Genomic DNA, 17,376 nt, shown 5'->3' with positions numbered 1-17,376 from the left:
ATGCAGGGCATTGCTAAGAAATTCTTTCACCACAACATTTAAAAAAAGTTTAGATATTGTACTAGTTATCAAGGATATCGAGAAGGAATTGTTAAAACGTTAGAAAGAAAAACCTTGATCTAAACTTAGATCAAGGTTTTTCCGACTGTTTGTGCGGAACAATTTGAAGAGTGTATATAAAGTGTGCCCTTCACTCTTTTAGTCACAAACGGACTAACGTAGTTATTTTGTTAACTTACCAACTTCAGCATTTATCTCCTCATAGATTTTATCTATTACCGAGAAATCAGTTGCTTCCACATAGATTTTTTCTAAATCATCATGGAGAGCTTTTGCTACTTGTAAATAGGTAATACCTTCCTTCATCCGTTGTTTATATCGTGTATTAAAATCATTGATCTCTGTTTCATATTTCTCATCTGTTCCTGGAGTAACTGCCTGTTCATACAAATCCACAATTTCATCGCCATGACGACTCGGTAAATACTCATGTGGATCTGTGCTGTCAAAAACACAAACGCCTAATTTACGAATAACGACCATATCCATACTCTCCGGATCAAAACCACAATGATACATTTCAATATCAAAGCCACGCTCTTCTCCTGCATTTGCTACTTTTTTTAATAAGGTAGACTTACCAGTGCCAGCCCGACCTTTTATAAAGTAGCGCTTTGGTAAATCCTCGGTTATATTCGCTATAAAATCAACTACTCCTTCTGGTGTAGATGCCCCGAAAAAGCGATGTTTTGTTATGGACTGTTTAGTCTCACTGTTCTTGCCTAGAAATATGGCGTCAACTAAGTCTGATGTCACTTTATTTGCTTTATCAAAATCCATTTCGCGAATATATATTTTCTCCAAATCATCATGGATACTTAAACCTTCTTCGAATAGCTGATAAGCCTTTTGATAAGCCTCCCCCAACTTCGTTTGAAAGTTCACTATTGCATTTCGATGATTTTTCAATTTTTCAACATCCCAAGCAACACCTAGATTTACATATTGTTCAATTGCACCTGGTGCATTTGGTTCAAGCACATGTGGTGCAGTTGCGTCAAAAATGCCAAATTTAAGTGCAGGAATGATTAACCCATCTAACGAATCATTATCTGAACTACAATGAATTAATTCCACGTCGTATTCCTTCGACAGCCACTCATTAGCAAGCTTCTTAATTAAGCTTGATTTACCAGTACCTGGTCCACCTTTTAATAAATAGACATGTTCAAGTCCTTGTAAATTAGATGAAAACAAATCATAAAATCCTTTTGCCGTATTCCCACCGGCATAATAGTTTGTAGCTTTTCCTGGCATGAATATCTCTCCTTTGTGAGATTATCTACCAACAGTGTATGCATCTGTTGGTAATTAGGTGAATGACCTAATTACCTTGAAGCATACAGCATTAATTTTAACATAGAGCAATCAGGGCAAAAGCTAGTTCTTTCTTATTTTTTTGAAAACGTCGGTTTCATTTTTATGGAACAAAATCCTTGATGGCAAAGGCTTTTTGATTGCATTTAAAGCCGGATGTCCCATATTCTAATAGTAAAGGTGGTGGAAGAAATGGGAAAACCAATTGAGTTAACTAAAATCTCAATTATCCAAGAGGATACTGCAAACAAAATTAGAAAAGCTTATATAGGAAATTTTGAGGAACCGCTATATTTCGGTGTTCACGGTGGTGTAAAAGACTTTTATGGCACTAATCCGGAAATAGAATACCCTTCGACACTCGACCACATTGTTGCAGCTGCTGGCGGCTGACTAGTCGGAACATTATCAGGCGCGCTGGAAGCGCGTAAAATTCCAACTTCACCAAACAAAATACATGCTGATATACAGGGTCGTATCGAAGCACCAGATGGTGTTCTGAAAATAACAGAAATCAATTGTCATTATCATGTGAAAGTACCAGAGGGCAAGCAGGCTGCTGCAGAACGAGCACTAAATGTGTTTGAGCGAAATTGTCCTGTTGCACAAACATTAAAAGGCTCCGTCCAAATTAAAAATTCTTGGACGATTGAGGCATATTAACACGGATTTCACAAAAAAAATAACCAAATTTTGTAGATCATGGGATGTTTTATATTCCATGATCTTTTTTGCCTTAGTTCAGTTCTTGCTATCAAACCACATGGATGAACGATGATTGTCTTTTTTTAATATGATGTGATAGGAAGAAAAGGAGGCATTAGGAACGATGAAATTATCAAAAGTTGATTGTAAGCTGATGGTGGATCATTTATACAGAACTAGAGCATTTGTCGAAAAAAATGTCCCTAATGAATTTTAAGTCTGCATTATTAATCAGAAATCACAACATACGAGATGTCCACATAGAAATGGCTCTTCAACAAGTTGCTATTCAATCCTCCTATCGTAATATTGCAAAAAGCATGGGATGGTATAAAGTGGATTGCGCACCTGTAGAATACCAAGAAAAAATGTATCGATTTTTCACGGAGGAATATTATAAGCAATAATTCTAATTGCTCCCACATGAAATGTCATGTGGGAATTATTTGATTCACTTGCAACTATCCTTGTTCAATGTCTTCTTACCGGTTTGACATATAACATTGCACTTCTATGACGCATGACTTTTCTGTCTGGAATCTTGTCTTTAACAGAAGACTGGATCTGCATCCTTTAATCCCACTCAAAATGAATAGTTCCTTTTTTACATTTCAGCCCTCTTACCAAGCCAATCTCTTGCAAAATCGATCATTTGCCGTTGGCTAAACAGCTTTGCTTTTGCTTGCCCGACGTGACTAGAGGCTGTCTCATAGATTTCCTCATAATCTGTTCCCAATGCTTGAAACAATTCAGAATCATACTCAATTTCTTTATACCGTTTCCATACACGATTTCCATCTTCCATTACCGCAGCGCCTTTTTTCACTATATCCCTATTTTCAATATCATGTTCAGCTAAGTGTAAGGAGGTATTGCTAGCATGATTTACGCCAAGGAGTAAAATATAACCGTTATGTTCATATAGTTTCGCTAGTGGAGAATCTAGTCCGAATCCAGCTTCTAGAGGCTGTTTCGAAATAATATAATCAGAATATTTTCCCCAAGCAGTAAAAGAATAAGTAGGATGATTGCTTCGTTTAACACCCGGCCAGGAACGAAACGTTTCCGCTATAACTCCCATGCCATTTGAAGGCGTAGTAAAAGGATCAAAAGCAGGCATTTCTGCTCGTATTGTCGCCCACCATTCTCTTGGAACTGGCGGATTAACCCAATCAGCAGGATCTGAGTTATCACCCGTTTGAGCAGGCATGACTATCGTTCCTTCTTCACCAACAACATCCATTAAGGCTTGCACTACTGTTTGGGAGCCTCCACACACCCAACCAAGCGACTTCAATGAAGAGTGGACAATTATTGTCATCCCTTTTGCAACGCCAAGGGTGGCTAATTCTTGGGCAATCGTTGTTCGTGTATTTGGTTTAATTGTTTCATTGATAATTTTTCTTTGACTCATAACATTCACCTCGACAACTGATGGCCACAAATGCATCTATATTTTCATGTAGTTGTCACCAAAAGTACTCCTTGTCTCCAGATTGATTAAATATTTTTTCAAATCAACTCCTGCACGAAATCCTGTCATTGACCCATTTTTCCCAATAATACGATGACAGGGAATGGTAATTAGTACAGGATTTGCACCAATTGCACCGCCAACAGCTCTAACAGCATTAGGGTTACCTATTTTACTTGCAATCTCTGAATATGAACAAGTTTTACCAAACGGAATTTGCGTTAATGCATCCCAAACTTTCCGTTGAAAAGATGTAGCTCTGACATCAAGCGGCACAGAAACAGTCGTACTTTTTCGAGAAAAGTAATTGATAAACTGATTAATATATGACTGAAGTTTTTCATCATTTCGTTCAATCGTATACGTCTTTAAATGACTATTTAACCACCCTGTCAATTCTTCGATCGTAGTATTCGGTGTTCCTACATAACACAACCCATCATTGGTCGCTGCAAGTTTAAAGTTCCATTTACCAACTTCAAATTGGGACCAATAAACAATCTTATCCATATTCGAAAACCACCTATTTGAGAGATACATCCACATATGCCGTGCCAAAACACCTTTCCAAAACCATAGAATATAACAAAAAGATTAGAAGGTGGTGACCAACATGAACCATTGGCGAGCTAGACACATTAGAAGGCCACCTGGATTGTGTGCACCTGGTTACCGGTATTGTGGACCTGGTTGCAGTGGCCCTGGTGTGCCCGTTAACGACGTAGACAATTGTTGTCGTATCCATGACGCATGTTATGCTAAATACGGTCCTAGTAAAAAATGTGATGCAGAATTTCTAGCTTGTTTACGCACGAAAATAAATCCAGCTACAAAGAAAGGACGAGACGCACGATTCTTTTATAATATTATTCGCTTAAAAAGTGGTTTATAAGAAAAGAGAAGCGCCAGTCGCGCCTTGGTCACCCCCGACAAGCTTAAGCAGAAAACCTATGTGGTGCTCTTTGCCACAAAGATTTTATGCTTAAGAACTCAGGCGGGGTAGGCGCTCGGAGCTAGACAGCTCTTGGTTTTTTATACTTTGGTGATTTCTTATCTTATAATTATAAGAAAAACGAAGGGCACTCGGAGCCAGGATTTTTTTCTTATCATTTAAAAAGAGACGGTTGCAAGACAGCAACCGTTTAGTTATAACGTTAGGCGGAATGCTTTTACAATTACCCCATCATTCGCAGGCTCAAAATCAGCTGATGGTTGACGTTCAAATCCTAATCGTTGATACAGCGCTATCGCTTGGTGCATGAAATCTCCTGTATGGAGGCCAATTGCTTGGTGTCCAGCATTCTTAGCTTTTTCAATACACTTTTGAATTAAAGCTTTCGCCACGCCTCGTCCACGGACATCTGGGTCAACGGCCAACATTCGGATTTCAGGGTTATCTAGTTCAGTAACGAGTCCTTCGTAAACATCCATTTTAGGTGGAAATAATACGACACTTCCGACAATTTGACCATCTATTTCAGCAACAATAACTTCCACCTTTTCATCAGCATCTATTTCAGATGAAATAGCTTGTTTTAGTCCTTGCCAATGTTCTTCATTTACGGAACGTTCATGTTCCCGGTAAGCCTTTACTCTTTGCATTCGAATAAACGACAATTCCTCTTCTTTTGCTTCTCGGATAATCATGTCATGTCAGTCTCCTTAACTTCTGATTATGAATTTTTCCTTTTTTCCACTTATTCTTTCCCGGTCGTGAGGAGTATTCCATATAGTTTCTTCAGGCCCTTTTGGCATAATAGCAACTTCTTTTTTATCAGGGTTTATTGTAATGGATAAATGATAATGTCGTTTGATTGCATCAAAATCAGTAGTATCACCGAATCCAGGTGTTTCATATAAGTCCCGTGCGTAACCCCATAGATTAGGAAATTCTCGAATAAGGTTACGATTTGTATTAAATGCCGTAAAATAAGCAGCATCAAAACGAACGAGTGTTGTATAGAGACGAACGTCAGCATCCGTAATGAAATCACCAAATAAAAATCGATTTGTTGCTAAGCGATTCTCTAGCTCATCAAGCCTTGAGAATAAGGATTCATACGCTTCCTCGTATGCTTCTTGCGAGTGGGCAAATCCACACTTGTAGACACCATTGTTTATATCATGGAAGATAACATCACTTAATGCATCAATGTCCTCACGAATTGATTCAGGATATAAATCTGGGGCATTCTCTTTATGGAACAGTGCCCACTCTGTTTCGAAATAATTAGTCAATCTAAAATAGTCGTTATTGACTACTTCCATTTTTTTGATATCGACCATGACAGGTACTGTTGGGCGCCCTGCGTAACTAGAATCTGTTTTTAGATAAATCTCACTTAGGTATTGTACATCTAAAACTGGGTCTTTACCATTTTCATCTAACGAAAATTCCCAATCGACCCGTCCTATTCTCGGTCGAAGCGGGCTGACTGTTCCTAAACTGATGACCTTATCTAGCCCAAGAATACTTCGAACTATGACTGCACGATGGGCCCATGGACAAGCTTGACACCAAATGAGCCGATATCGATCAGCTTCAACAGGCAATTCCGAAGAATCTGTGCCAAATGGGATTGTAAATTGATTTATTTGTCTCGCAAAAGATCCATCCTTACTAATCTCACTTGGCTTTTTGTTATTAGCTGTATGTTCATTAGTAGCTTGATTTTTTAGTGACACTTGCTGACACCCTTTCTCTCGAATCAAAGATATTTCCCCTCGATTATATCTCCTTTTCTTTTCAAAGAAAACTATTTATAACTGAATCTTATTAAATTCTATTCCAGCATAGATGTTATGTTTAAGCCATATAAGCCTTTTAAATTTGCTAATGGATAGAAAGCGACTACAATACTACTATCAGAAATCTTTTATCGAAAGGATGGGTCTTCCTGAAAGTCACACCTAAACAAAATTATATCTTGTTAATGATCGTTGTATTCGGCGGATTTACTATCTTTGGTATTTCGGAAAATATTAAGGGGCCGGCCATCCCTAAGATTCAAGCAGACTTTCAAGTATCAGAGTCACAATTAGGAATTCTGTTAGCACTTAATGCTCTGGGATTTCTAATTGCTTGTTTATATACTTCAACATTAATCAACAAAATTGGGGTCAAGTTGACAAGCATTATTTTATTTTCTGCAATGGCATTGTCGGGGTATTTTATCTACTTATCCAATAGCTTTTTTATGCTTTCCGCTTCCTATTTTTTCTTAAATGTGGGAAACGGCATGCTTGAAATAAGTTTAGCCATTATTGCTGCGAGAATCTTCACTAAAAATACTGGCACCATGCTTAATCTCTCCCACTTCTTCTATGGATTAGGATCAACAGTTGCCCCCATTTTTGCTACATCAATGATGGGCTGGGTTATCTTTAATTCGGAGTTAGGTTGGCGCGGAATGTACTTGATTATGTTATCTTTCTCGCTTCTGCCAATTATCCCTGTAGTCTTGAGTAATTTCTCAAACGAAAACACTATTCAAGGGGAACGAACATCCATCAAAGGATTAACACGTGATCGAATTGCTTGGCTCATTGTTTTCGCCTTGACATTTGGGGTCGTAGCTGAACTTGGAATGGCCAGCTGGCTGGTTAACTATTTAATAAAAGTCTATGATTGGACACTAGATGAAGCATCTAAACTGTTGTCTGTTTTTTTCTTATTATTTATGTTTGCACGACTATTACTCGGTCCAGTAACGGACAAGTTCGGGTATACAAAATCTGTAATTATCTTTTCCGGTCTAGCTGGGATTAGTAGTTTGGCCGCTATTTCAATCGGAGAAGAAGCCGCTATTTTGTTCGCCATTGCAGGCATCTGGGTTGCCCCAATTTACCCAACGATGATGGCATTACTTGCAAAACGTTACGCAAAAGGAACAGATTCGGCAATTACATTTACTGTTTCATTGATTGGAATTGGAAGTATTGTTGGTAACTTGCTCATTGGCTATATCATTGAGTTATTTAGCAACTGGTTTAACAATGTAGAAACCGGAAAAAATATCGCCATAGGAATGCAAGCAGGTTATAGTTTTATTGCGTTAAACGCTTTGTTATGTGCTGGATTTTCTCTAATCATTTTTATTCTTTTGAAGAAGGAAAATAGTGTAATCTAGTTAAGGGAATCACATATACTTACAAGGCCAAAGTTAGAATCGTTTGACGTGTTTTTCAGCAACTAGCATATTTGATGCCACATATGCTGCTTTGATAATAGAACTCAATCATGTCCAATCGTATTATAAAACATTCAATGAGATAAGCCCTTTTCCACTAAAAACATGTTATCATTAAAGCAGATCCTTTGTTAGCGGATACATATAAGAAGACTCAGTTTAAGGATGTGGACAAGATGGATATACAAAAAGCCAAAGAAATACTCGAAGTTTCCGATGACGTTACACTCGATCAGTTAGATGAGAGATACATAAGGTTAATCAAGCGACAAAGAAATTTAGGAAATAACCAGATAGATGAGTTAAATCAGGCATACAAACTAATAAAAAGTGAGCTAACAGGAGTTCCGCTTGAACCTACTAGTATCAAAGATAGCCCATTGAAAGAACAAGTTAGTCACTTTTTCTATTACTATAAATTCCACTTACTAGGTGGAACTATTGGACTTTTCTTAATCGTATATCTAGTCGTATCGATGCTTGGCGGTAATGATAACGAGGATATTGCTGACCACCCAGAAGAAGAGTTTAATATTATTATGATGGGTAATTACGCTAGTGATGACGTTACATTAATAGAAGAAAATTTAACAAATCTTTATCCAAACGGCATAGCCAACTTTGACTTCTTCTATCAACCAGAAGAAGTTCGTTCACAATTTGATATGGGAACCATCGTAAAGAATCAAGCAACTTTAACCCAAGCAAATCCTGATGTTTTTATTTTCGATAAGCGAAATTATGAGGTTTTTGTCGATGATGGCTCGTTTATCCCGTTAGATGACTTGAATTTAAGTGAAACAGAACAGAGCTCCTTATATTATTCTAAAACCGAAGATGATGATACGAATAGGTTATACGGAATAGAGATATCTGGATCTGACCTTTTTAAAGGAACAAATATAGAAGGTGCAAAGATTATTCTGATATCAAAAGGGTCAAATGACATAGAGGGCGCTAAATCATTTATTCAGTCATTGCTACCTTTAAACGAATAACTTTCTATTGGTATCCTTTTAATTATTGCTATAACTATATCATTTTCTTAACAGAAAAAAACTTGTTATAATACTAATGTCTCTGTGACTTTTTGTGACAGTTACGTAATTTATTAAAGGGAGTAAAAAACAATGAAAAAAATTGCTTGGGTTACTGATTCCACTGCCAGTTTTTCTAAAGAAGATAAACAATGGTTAGAGGAAAACCATGTTTTCGTTGTTCCTATGGGTGTCTCCTTCGGTGATGTGACATTCAAAGAAGAAATTGATATAACTGTAGATGAATTTTATAAAAAAATGATGAACACTGATACTCAGCCGATGAGCTCTCAACCAGCTTTAGGAGATTTTATCAACTTATATGAAAAGTTAAAAGAGAATTATGATGAAGCAGTTGTGATTCATGCATCCAGTAAACTAACTGGCGTATATTCTTCTTCTGTACAGGCTGCGGAAATGGTTGGCTTCCCCATCAATCCCATTGATTCATGGATAGGCTCTTTCCCACTAAGGTACCTAATTGAAACAGGGTTATCCTTACATCATAAAGGTATGGAGATGAAGCAATTAATTAGTGAACTTATCGTTATGCGCGAAAAGGGTAAATTATATCTATTACCTTCTAGCTTAGAGCAACTTAGAAGAAGTGGTAGAGTATCTAATTTCGGTTCTTTAATCGGGAACATATTGCAAATTAAACCAATTCTTGCTTTAGAGGAAGGTAAAGTCATTATTGTTGAAAAAGTCCGCACATTAAAAAAAGCAGAAAAATCTCTGCTAACTATCTTTCACCAAGCAGTTGAACGAGGGATTCATAACCGGATTGCAGTGATCTATGCTGGTGACAAAGAGGCAGCTGAAGCACTCGTTACTAAAATAAAAGAATCATATCAAGAGCTCAGGATTGAAAAAATGCCATTAATTCCTGTTGCAGGTGTGCATACTGGTCCTGAAACGATTGGGCTTGCATGGGTGGAAAAATAGCTAGCCGCTTTTAGAAGGGCTAGGAAATGGTACAATACTGAGGAAAAGCGCAAGACGATTGAGGCTGGGTGTTATCTATTCAGCAAAAAGAAGACTAAATATTTTAGTCTTCTTTTTCAAGTACCTGAGTAATGCTACAGCTTTATTATTTTAGCCTTATCTGACCGTAGCCTATACCCAACTATGAAAGTTCCACATTGTGATAAACCTGTTGCACGTCTTCTAAATCTTCAATAGCATCTACTAGTTTTTCAAATTCAAATTGTACGTCATGATCCAACGCCAGTTCATTTTGTGCAAGCATCGTTAATTCTGCCACAGCGAATTCAGTAATTCCGGCTTGTTGAAAAGCTTCTTGTACCGCGTGAAACTGATCAGGTTCCGCATAGACAATTACTGTACCCTCTTCTTCGATAATGTCACGCACGTCTACATCTGCTTCCATCAATATTTCCAATGCTTCTTCCTCTGTTTTCCCTTCAACGCCAATAACTGCTGTTGCATCAAACATATAAGCAACCGATCCACTAACACCCATATTTCCACCGTTTTTATTAAAGGCTGCACGAACTTCTGAGGCAGTACGATTAACATTATTTGTTAAGGCATCCACTATTAGCATTGTACCATTAGGACCAAAACCTTCATAACGTAATTCATCGTAGTTTTCCTCTGAACCGCCTTTTGCCTTCTCGATTGCTCGTTCAATAATTGCTTTTGGTACGTTATACGTTTTTGCGCGTTCTAACACGAATTTTAAGTTCTGGTTTGCCTCAGGATCCGGCTCTCCTTGGTTTGCTGCCACGTAAATTTCCCTGCCAAACTTTGCATAAATACGACTAGTATTTGCATCTTTAGAGGCTTTTTTTTCCTTAATATTATTCCATTTACGACCCATTCTGTTCACTCTCTTTCTTTATTTTCACTTCTATTTTAGCTATAATAGTTAATCCCATCACCTAACCATTATACCGTAAACTCGCTCAAATAGAGACTTTTTTCATTTGTATTCTTTGATTTAGGAAGAAAAAACATCAATTTAAACAACCAGCTTATGAAACTAAAAAAGTAACCATAAACCCACTGACAATATGGTCAATGGGTTTCTAAGTGCGTGTTTTAAAAAGGAGGATAAAAAGACTGATGAGTTATATGTCTCATTTTTACCCGGACTTTTTGAATAACCTGTTTTAGTTAAATATTTTCAATAAATAATCGAATAACATCAGCTCCACCAATAAACGTACCTATAGAGCTACCCAGATTTGCTAACACAACAATCAACAAAATCCGACTTACTTTATTATTCCAAAATCCTTTTACTGAATAAACATCTTCAGACAATGTTTCAAAATCTCCTACGTTCGGTTTTGCAACAACTGCTTGGACTAACCCAGCAAACCAACCAGCTGCTAATAACGGGTTCAAGGAAGTAATCGGAGCAGCAATAAAGGCAGTTACTATTGCAAATGGATGACCGAATGCAATAGCTGTTCCAATTGCAGAGAATGATCCGTTCCAAAGTACCCAACTAATCGTTTGTTGTAACCCAGCTGATGGATTGGCAATAAACGTATAGCCAATTATCGCAAGAATTAAAATAGGAATACTCCACCCTATTATTTTTGGCACCTTTGATTTTGGTGGGCGCCTCGTAATAGCTTCCATATCTTGTTCATTATAAATTTCTTTACTTATACCTGGGACGTGAGCTGCACCTAAGACGGCAACTACCTTATCTCCAGGAGCTTCTTTTATTTTTTGAGCCAAATATTGATCACGTTCGTCAATTAACGGTCGCTTCAATCTTGGAAAAGACTCCGTTAACTCACTTAACATGGAATTTAGCATATCCTTACTTTTCATTTTTTCTAACTCTTCTTCAGAAATGGTTTCATTGCTAAAAATACTCAAGAATATATCCATCATTAACTTTGATTTACCCCACAGACCAATCCCATTCCAGATTCTAGCGAAGGTAATTTGAATATTCCTGTCTGCTAATACGAGTTCTGCACCTATTTCTTTTGCTGACTCAATCCCTTGAATCATTTCTTGTCCTGGTTTTACACCTAGTTGCTTTGCCATACGTTTCTGGAAAGAAGAAATCACTAAGTTCATTAAAAGTAAGGTGGCCCGCTTTTCTTTAATTACTTTAAATATGTCCATTTCCTTCCAGCTACTACCATCGATAATAGACTGGTATCTTTGTTCATCTAACTCGACACAAACCGAGTCAGGACGTTCACGCGCGATGATTTCCTTTACTTGCTCTGCACTTTGTTTAGAAACGTGTGCAGTTCCTACTAGAATTATTTCTTTCCCATCTAAGTCAATTCTTGTAATATTTTCTTCTATCATATCCTACCGCCCTTTAATCTGTATGCACTAACTCCATATTGTCATTATACACGAATATGGACCCGTAACGATGGTTTTTTCACATGTTTTCTTTATGACCTCTTTTCTTTTTTAATTTAAAGCTAGAGTAGAAAAGCTAAAGACCCACACTCAAGTATTGGTGTAGGTCCTCTTCTATTTCTCTCATTGCATAATGTCTCTTTTGTAGTTAAGGAAGCTTATTTCCAGCTGCCATATAAATTTCATACCATTCTTCCCGGGATAATTTTACGTTAGAAGCTTTTGCGATATCAGTAAGTCGCTTGGTGTTCATCGTTCCAACAATTGGCTGAATGTTGGCTGGATGACGGAGAATCCAGGCAATTGCAATTGCTGATTCTGTTACACTGTACTTATCAGCTAGCTCGGTTAACTTTGCATTTACTTCAGGGAACTTTTCATTTCCGACAAAGACACCTTGAAACATGCCGTATTGGAACGGGGACCAAGCTTGGATGGTCATATCGTTTAGCCGACTGTAATCTAAGATACTTCCATCACGGACTACCGACGGGTCGTGCTGCATGTTAACATTTAATCCAGCGTCAATCATCGGAGTGAACATGACACTTAGCTGTAATTGGTTAACGATGAGGTCTTGTTCCACATATTTTTTGAGAAGCTCAATTTGCATCGGGTTTTGGTTACTAACACCAAAATGTCTAACCTTCCCACTTTCCTTTAATTGAGCAAAAGCTTCAGCAACTTCTTCCGGCTCAACTAATGCATCTGGTCGATGAAGGAGCAAAACATCAATGTAATCTGTATTTAACCGCTTTAGACTTCCTTCTACAGAATGTAATATGTGTGTTTTAGAGAAATCAAATGCAACGCCTGGGCGAATCCCGCACTTTGTTTGAATAATCATTTTTTCACGAACGCTAGGATTCATATCAATGGCATCAGCAAATATTTCTTCAGAAGTCCCACCACCATATATATCAGCATGGTCAAAGAAATCAATCCCATTTTCTAAAGCGTTTTCAATCACTTTGTTAGCCTCTTGTTTCGACAGGTTATTCATTCGCATGCAACCTAACGAAATTTCACTCACTTCTAAATCACTTGTTCCTAGTTTGAGCTTATTCACAATCCTACACCTCTTCCTAGTATGTATATCGTTATATCTTAGCATGAAACGATACGATAATCGCCTTTTTTGCTTCAATTTTTATCGATTTGATTTTTAAATAGTTTTAATCCGCTATTGCAACATGTAAGAAAGATCCTCACCAAAGGATCTTTCTTTGACTCTTTGTTGTATCTAATGTTGGCACACTACTAACCAGTTAAACCATCACCTTGCATATGTCATTCGTAAATTCTACTGGATCTTGAATTGGTAATCCCTCAATTAGTAATGCTTGATTATAAAGCAAATTCGTATACAGCGTGAGTTTGTCCAAATTATTCGCATATGCATCTTTTAATGTTTGGAAAACTTCATGACTTGGGTTAATCTCTAGTATTTTATCCGCTTGGATGTTTTGGTTATCTGGCATTGTTTTTAAGATTTTCTCCATTTCAATAGAGATTTCCCCTTCACTAGTAATGCACACAGGATGTGATTTCAGTCTCCTTGATGCGCGTACATCCTTGACCCGATTGTTTAGTACTCCTTTCATATAGTCAAAAAGCTCTTTATTTTCTTCTTGGATTTCAGCTTCTTTTGTTTCATCATCAAGCCCTAAATCGCCACTAGAAACTGATTTAAATTCTTTATCCTTATAGCTACCAAGCATTTTAATAGCAAATTCGTCGACTTCCTCAGTAAAATAAAGAATTTCGTAGCCTTTATCAGCAAATAACTCCGTTTGCGGAGACTTTGCAATTCGTTCGTTACTTTCCCCAGTTGCATAATAAATATAGTTTTGGTCCTCCTTCATTCGAGACAAATATTCATCAAGTGTTACTAGCTTTTTCTCTATCGAAGAATAGAACATGAGTAAGTCTTGTAACGTTTCTTTATTTGCACCAAAATCACTATACACTCCATACTTTAGTTGTCTTCCAAATGATTTAAAAAATTGTTCATATTTTCCACGATCATCATTAATCAAGCTTGTTAGCTGACTTTTAATTTTTTTGTTAATATTTTTTGCAATCAATTTTAATTGGCGGTCATGCTGCAATATTTCTCTCGATATATTTAAAGAAAGGTCCTCAGAATCTACCATACCCTTAACAAAACTAAAATAATCTGGAAGCAAATCTGCACATTTTTCCATGATTAGTACGCCATTGGAATATAATTCTAAACCTTTTTCAAATTCCTTAGAATAGTAGTCATAAGGGATTTGCTCTGGAATAAATAGGATAGATTGGTAACGGACTGCACCGTCTACACTTATATGGATATGTTTTAACGGATTATCGTAACCATACCGTTTCTCATTATAAAAATTTACATAATCCTCATCCGAAAGTTCACTTTTATTTTTTCTCCAAATCGGTACCATACTATTGATCGTTTGTTCTTCTATTACTGTTTCATATTCGTCTTCACTACCTTCTTTTAACTTACGTTCAGTAATGTCCATTTTTATTGGGTAACGAATAAAATCAGAATACTTTTTCACAATTGCTTTTAAGCGAAATTCATCTAAATAATCGTCATAATTATCCTCTTCTGTATTTTCCTTGATTTTCAGTGTTATATCTGTACCGACCATTTCTTTTTCACAAGCTTTAATCGTGTAACCATCGGCACCTTTAGATTTCCATTCATGGGCAACTTCACTACCGATTGGCTTTGTACAAACAGTTACCTCATCAGCAACCATAAATGCCGAATAAAAACCCACACCAAATTGACCAATGATTTCTTGACCTTGTTTCATTTCATTTTCAGCCTTAAAAGATAGTGAACCACTTTTAGCAATTACCCCAAGGTTTGTTTCCAATTCCTCACTCGTCATTCCAATCCCTGTATCTGAAATAGTCAATGTACGCTTTGTTTTGTTAGGGATAATTTTTATGTAGTAATCATCTTTATTAAACGTTAAAGAGTCATCTGTCAATGCTTTGTAATAAATCTTATCAATGGCATCACTTGCATTAGAAACTAATTCACGCAGAAAAATTTCTTTATGCGAATAGATTGAATTAACCATCATCTCAAGTAATCGTTTAGATTCTGCTTTAAATTGTTTTTTTCTCATATCAATGCAGCTCCCCTTTTATGTTTTTTAAATTCTAGCTAATTTCACTTTTTATTTATCATATCTTTTATTTCATGTCAAGAACAGAATAAGTGTACATTTTTCTATTAAAAGCATGGCCAACTTTAACGAAGAGGAAACAAATATCCTAATTTTCTTTCCTAACAATATTCTGCACTTGTTGGTCAATTCCTCTTTATTGATTCCGTATTTAAAGGACTCAACAAGGATAATTCCAAAAATGTAGTAGAAAATAAAAGAAACACAAGAAAGGAGATGAGCGTCATGAAAAAAGTCAGCTGGCTGTTCATTACCGTGTTTGCTATCTTGACTTTCTTAGTTGGGTTTGGTCAAACAAATAGTTCAAAAACACCAACCACTGGAAAAGCTGAGGCAGACATAGTAACAGGAACTGAAAAGGTATTGTCACTCATCGAAACATTTGAAGATGTTTTAGAAGACGAACCAAATAATCGGAGCAAAATTAAAAGATTAGGTAAAGAGATTGGTCAACAATGGCAAGTTATTGAAAAGTCAGTGGAAAAGAAATATCCAGAAGAATATGATGACATTGAGAAAAGTCTATATCCTCTGTTAGTTCTTTCCCAAGAAGAATCACCATATGTCACCAAACTCCTTGAACTCTCTGAACAAGTGGAAAAGAAGTTAGATGACCTACTAGACATGATTGATTGAACAACAAAATCAAAACGTCTCATGTTTTCAAAGATAATTGGGAAGGAAGAACGTACCACTTTACGTTCTCCTTCCTATCTTGATAAATTGGATATAAATCTAACAATTGGTCAGGTTATCTGTCATTTTTTAACCTGAATATTCTGATTAAGATATGCCCAATTTTGGGGGAAATCGTACCGAAATCGCCAATAGGCAACCCCTCGTAAATTAAAGGCCTCTAACAAACGATATTTTGCAACGAGACTACGGATATCCTCAAACCAAACGATATGATTTTGATTACCTAGACTATAATAAAAATAAGGCGATTGGCCCCTTTCATCATAATTTATCATAGCATACTTTTGTAATGCTAGATTTTGAGCTGCATTAACCGAAAGAGCCTTTGCATTTTCTTCTGTTGTATCTGGTATCGCCCAATTGTATGCGTAAAAAGGAATCGCCATCGTTAATTTGTCTTGTGGTATGAGACTAATTGCATAGCGAAGGACCTGATCTATCCACCATATTGGTGCAACCGGGTCTGGTGGTCCTATCGTATACCCATAGTCATATGACAACACGGTTACAACATCCGCTATTTGACCAATGGCATCATAATCAAACGCCCCGGCAAATGGGTTAGTTGGCATATCTGTAGATTTAGAAAATACATTTACTTGCATGGTCAAATTCCCGATTGCTCGTTTCAATTCTTGAAGAAAGGCAGTAAAATCGTTTCGTTGACTTGGAGGAATGAATTCAAAATCAATACTCACTCCAGCATAGCCCTTTTGAACTAATTTATTTACGATATTTTTAATTAGAGCACCTCTAATACTAGGCTGCAAAACTGTACTGGCAAGAGAAGAGCTAAATGTCCCACTCTCATAATTACTTATTACCATTAATGGTTTAATATTGCGATCTTTAATTTCTTCTATAAGTTCTTTATCATTGATATCAGTTAAAGTTCCATCAGTGTGTACAGAATATGTGAACACTGCTAAATAAGTAAGTTGATCTCTATAGGCGTCCAGTCTTTCCGTAATTGTAGAAGGAATATAAGCATCAATAAATGCTAGTGTTTCCATTTGATATCGAACATTAGTTGGAATAGTTAAGACCTGGCCAATATATAAGTTTTCTGCAATCAAGCCTGGATTTGCTCGGTAAATCGCATCAATACTAGTTTCAAATTGTTGTGCAATGCGCCACAACATATCCCCTGGTTGAATCGTGTAGTATCGTTCAGGCAAAGACTGAGTTGGAATGTATAGCGCAAGTCCAGGCATTAATACTTCTGATGTTAAACCATTCATTTCCTTCACTTGTTGAATAGAAACATGATAGCGAGACCCAATTTTCCAAAGTGTGTCTCCTGATGCAACGACATGAATCGCCATTAT

At 36.8% G+C, this 17,376-nt stretch carries 17 protein-coding genes and 1 pseudogene; 8 read left to right on the top strand and 10 right to left on the bottom strand.

Translation table 11 applies throughout. The annotated features are described in order from the left end of the window. Positions 1–222: 222 nt before the first annotated feature. Positions 223–1,317 (bottom strand): PRK06851 family protein, encoded by a 1,095-nt coding sequence (locus NC799_RS10790; RefSeq protein ID WP_272446444.1) that lies wholly within the window; start codon positions 1,315–1,317, stop codon positions 223–225. A gap of 252 nt (positions 1,318–1,569) precedes the next feature. Between NC799_RS10790 and NC799_RS10785 the strand changes: the two genes are divergently transcribed. From NC799_RS10785 to NC799_RS10775, 3 genes and pseudogenes are all read left to right on the top strand, one after another. Next, positions 1,570–1,770 carry a hypothetical protein gene (locus NC799_RS10785; RefSeq protein WP_272446443.1) on the top strand — a complete coding sequence of 67 codons (201 nt, stop codon included), beginning with the start codon at positions 1,570–1,572 and terminating at the stop codon, positions 1,768–1,770. Positions 1,771–1,791: 21 nt separating this feature from the next. Beyond that, positions 1,792–2,040 (top strand): annotated as a pseudogene (locus tag NC799_RS10780) (OsmC family protein); the annotation flags it as partial. A gap of 308 nt (positions 2,041–2,348) precedes the next feature. Next, positions 2,349–2,489, top strand: a complete 141-nt coding sequence (locus NC799_RS10775) for a hypothetical protein (protein WP_272446442.1) — start codon at positions 2,349–2,351, stop codon at positions 2,487–2,489. A 197-nt stretch (positions 2,490–2,686) separates the two neighbouring features. Here NC799_RS10775 and NC799_RS10770 read toward each other — a convergent pair whose 3' ends face one another. Beyond that, positions 2,687–3,496, bottom strand: a complete 810-nt coding sequence (locus tag NC799_RS10770) for an AAC(3) family N-acetyltransferase (RefSeq protein WP_272446441.1) — start codon at positions 3,494–3,496, stop codon at positions 2,687–2,689. A gap of 36 nt (positions 3,497–3,532) precedes the next feature. Next, positions 3,533–4,066: a methylated-DNA--[protein]-cysteine S-methyltransferase gene (locus tag NC799_RS10765; protein WP_272446440.1), complete on the bottom strand. Its 534-nt coding sequence runs from the start codon at positions 4,064–4,066 to the stop codon at positions 3,533–3,535. 103 nt (positions 4,067–4,169) lie between these two features. Here NC799_RS10765 and NC799_RS10760 point away from each other — a divergent pair, with 103 nt between their 5' ends. Further along, the gene (locus tag NC799_RS10760; protein ID WP_272446439.1) at positions 4,170–4,448 is read left to right on the top strand and encodes a Parvovirus coat protein VP1-like protein; all 279 of its coding nucleotides are present in this window, start codon (positions 4,170–4,172) and stop codon (positions 4,446–4,448) included. Positions 4,449–4,702: 254 nt separating this feature from the next. Here NC799_RS10760 and NC799_RS10755 read toward each other — a convergent pair whose 3' ends face one another. After that, positions 4,703–5,203 (bottom strand): GNAT family N-acetyltransferase, encoded by a 501-nt coding sequence (locus NC799_RS10755; RefSeq protein WP_272446438.1) that lies wholly within the window; start codon positions 5,201–5,203, stop codon positions 4,703–4,705. A gap of 15 nt (positions 5,204–5,218) precedes the next feature. Next, positions 5,219–6,241, bottom strand: coding sequence for a glutathione S-transferase family protein (locus tag NC799_RS10750; RefSeq protein WP_272446500.1), 1,023 nt, complete (start codon positions 6,239–6,241; stop codon positions 5,219–5,221). A gap of 248 nt (positions 6,242–6,489) precedes the next feature. Between NC799_RS10750 and NC799_RS10745 the strand changes: the two genes are divergently transcribed. The 3 genes from NC799_RS10745 (at position 6,490) to NC799_RS10735 (ending at position 9,728) form a co-directional block, all read left to right on the top strand. After that, positions 6,490–7,686, top strand: a complete 1,197-nt coding sequence (locus tag NC799_RS10745) for an MFS transporter (protein WP_272446499.1) — start codon at positions 6,490–6,492, stop codon at positions 7,684–7,686. Positions 7,687–7,922: 236 nt separating this feature from the next. Next, positions 7,923–8,744 carry a hypothetical protein gene (locus NC799_RS10740; RefSeq protein ID WP_272446437.1) on the top strand — a complete coding sequence of 274 codons (822 nt, stop codon included), beginning with the start codon at positions 7,923–7,925 and terminating at the stop codon, positions 8,742–8,744. 132 nt (positions 8,745–8,876) lie between these two features. After that, a complete protein-coding gene (locus NC799_RS10735; RefSeq protein WP_272446436.1) occupies positions 8,877–9,728 on the top strand; it encodes a DegV family protein in 852 nt (283 codons plus the stop codon). 181 nt (positions 9,729–9,909) lie between these two features. On the opposite strand, the gene NC799_RS10730 is transcribed toward NC799_RS10735, so the two are convergent. The 4 genes from NC799_RS10730 to htpG form a co-directional block, all read right to left on the bottom strand. Next, positions 9,910–10,626: a YebC/PmpR family DNA-binding transcriptional regulator gene (locus NC799_RS10730; protein ID WP_272446435.1), complete on the bottom strand. Its 717-nt coding sequence runs from the start codon at positions 10,624–10,626 to the stop codon at positions 9,910–9,912. A 296-nt stretch (positions 10,627–10,922) separates the two neighbouring features. Next, positions 10,923–12,089, bottom strand: a complete 1,167-nt coding sequence (locus tag NC799_RS10725) for a TraB/GumN family protein (protein WP_272446434.1) — start codon at positions 12,087–12,089, stop codon at positions 10,923–10,925. Between the two features lie 208 nt (positions 12,090–12,297). Then, positions 12,298–13,218: an aldo/keto reductase gene (locus NC799_RS10720; protein WP_272446433.1), complete on the bottom strand. Its 921-nt coding sequence runs from the start codon at positions 13,216–13,218 to the stop codon at positions 12,298–12,300. Between the two features lie 199 nt (positions 13,219–13,417). After that, the gene (gene htpG, locus NC799_RS10715) at positions 13,418–15,289 is read right to left on the bottom strand and encodes a molecular chaperone HtpG (RefSeq protein ID WP_272446432.1); all 1,872 of its coding nucleotides are present in this window, start codon (positions 15,287–15,289) and stop codon (positions 13,418–13,420) included. A gap of 285 nt (positions 15,290–15,574) precedes the next feature. On the opposite strand from htpG, the gene NC799_RS10710 reads away from it, so the two are divergent. Then, positions 15,575–15,985 (top strand): hypothetical protein, encoded by a 411-nt coding sequence (locus NC799_RS10710; RefSeq protein ID WP_272446431.1) that lies wholly within the window; start codon positions 15,575–15,577, stop codon positions 15,983–15,985. Positions 15,986–16,107: 122 nt separating this feature from the next. On the opposite strand, the gene NC799_RS10705 is transcribed toward NC799_RS10710, so the two are convergent. After that, positions 16,108–17,373: a glycosyl hydrolase family 18 protein gene (locus NC799_RS10705; protein WP_272446430.1), complete on the bottom strand. Its 1,266-nt coding sequence runs from the start codon at positions 17,371–17,373 to the stop codon at positions 16,108–16,110. Between the last annotated feature and the right edge of the window lie 3 nt (positions 17,374–17,376).

It is taken from the genome of Aquibacillus salsiterrae (assembly GCF_028416595.1).
GTDB classification, from domain to species: Bacteria; Bacillota; Bacilli; order Bacillales; family Amphibacillaceae; genus Aquibacillus_A; species Aquibacillus_A salsiterrae.
The sequence above is the reverse complement of the archived record's forward strand: the minus strand, read 5'-3'. Positions and strand labels throughout refer to the sequence as shown.

Bases quoted from the DNA above. Each gene is read 5' to 3' on its own strand.
- NC799_RS10790 (WP_272446444.1), bottom strand. From the start codon at position 1,317: ATGCCAGGAAAAGCTACAAACTATTATGCCGGTGGGAATACGGCAAAA.
- NC799_RS10785 (WP_272446443.1), top strand. From the start codon at position 1,570: ATGGGAAAACCAATTGAGTTAACTAAAATCTCAATTATCCAAGAGGAT.
- NC799_RS10775 (WP_272446442.1), top strand. From the start codon at position 2,349: ATGGCTCTTCAACAAGTTGCTATTCAATCCTCCTATCGTAATATTGCA.
- NC799_RS10770 (WP_272446441.1), bottom strand. From the start codon at position 3,496: ATGAGTCAAAGAAAAATTATCAATGAAACAATTAAACCAAATACACGA.
- NC799_RS10765 (WP_272446440.1), bottom strand. From the start codon at position 4,066: ATGGATAAGATTGTTTATTGGTCCCAATTTGAAGTTGGTAAATGGAAC.
- NC799_RS10760 (WP_272446439.1), top strand. From the start codon at position 4,170: ATGAACCATTGGCGAGCTAGACACATTAGAAGGCCACCTGGATTGTGT.
- NC799_RS10755 (WP_272446438.1), bottom strand. From the start codon at position 5,203: ATGATTATCCGAGAAGCAAAAGAAGAGGAATTGTCGTTTATTCGAATG.
- NC799_RS10745 (WP_272446499.1), top strand. From the start codon at position 6,490: ATGATCGTTGTATTCGGCGGATTTACTATCTTTGGTATTTCGGAAAAT.
- NC799_RS10740 (WP_272446437.1), top strand. From the start codon at position 7,923: ATGGATATACAAAAAGCCAAAGAAATACTCGAAGTTTCCGATGACGTT.
- NC799_RS10735 (WP_272446436.1), top strand. From the start codon at position 8,877: ATGAAAAAAATTGCTTGGGTTACTGATTCCACTGCCAGTTTTTCTAAA.
- NC799_RS10730 (WP_272446435.1), bottom strand. From the start codon at position 10,626: ATGGGTCGTAAATGGAATAATATTAAGGAAAAAAAAGCCTCTAAAGAT.
- NC799_RS10725 (WP_272446434.1), bottom strand. From the start codon at position 12,089: ATGATAGAAGAAAATATTACAAGAATTGACTTAGATGGGAAAGAAATA.
- htpG (WP_272446432.1), bottom strand. From the start codon at position 15,289: ATGAGAAAAAAACAATTTAAAGCAGAATCTAAACGATTACTTGAGATG.
- NC799_RS10710 (WP_272446431.1), top strand. From the start codon at position 15,575: ATGAAAAAAGTCAGCTGGCTGTTCATTACCGTGTTTGCTATCTTGACT.
- NC799_RS10705 (WP_272446430.1), bottom strand. From the start codon at position 17,373: ATGGCGATTCATGTCGTTGCATCAGGAGACACACTTTGGAAAATTGGG.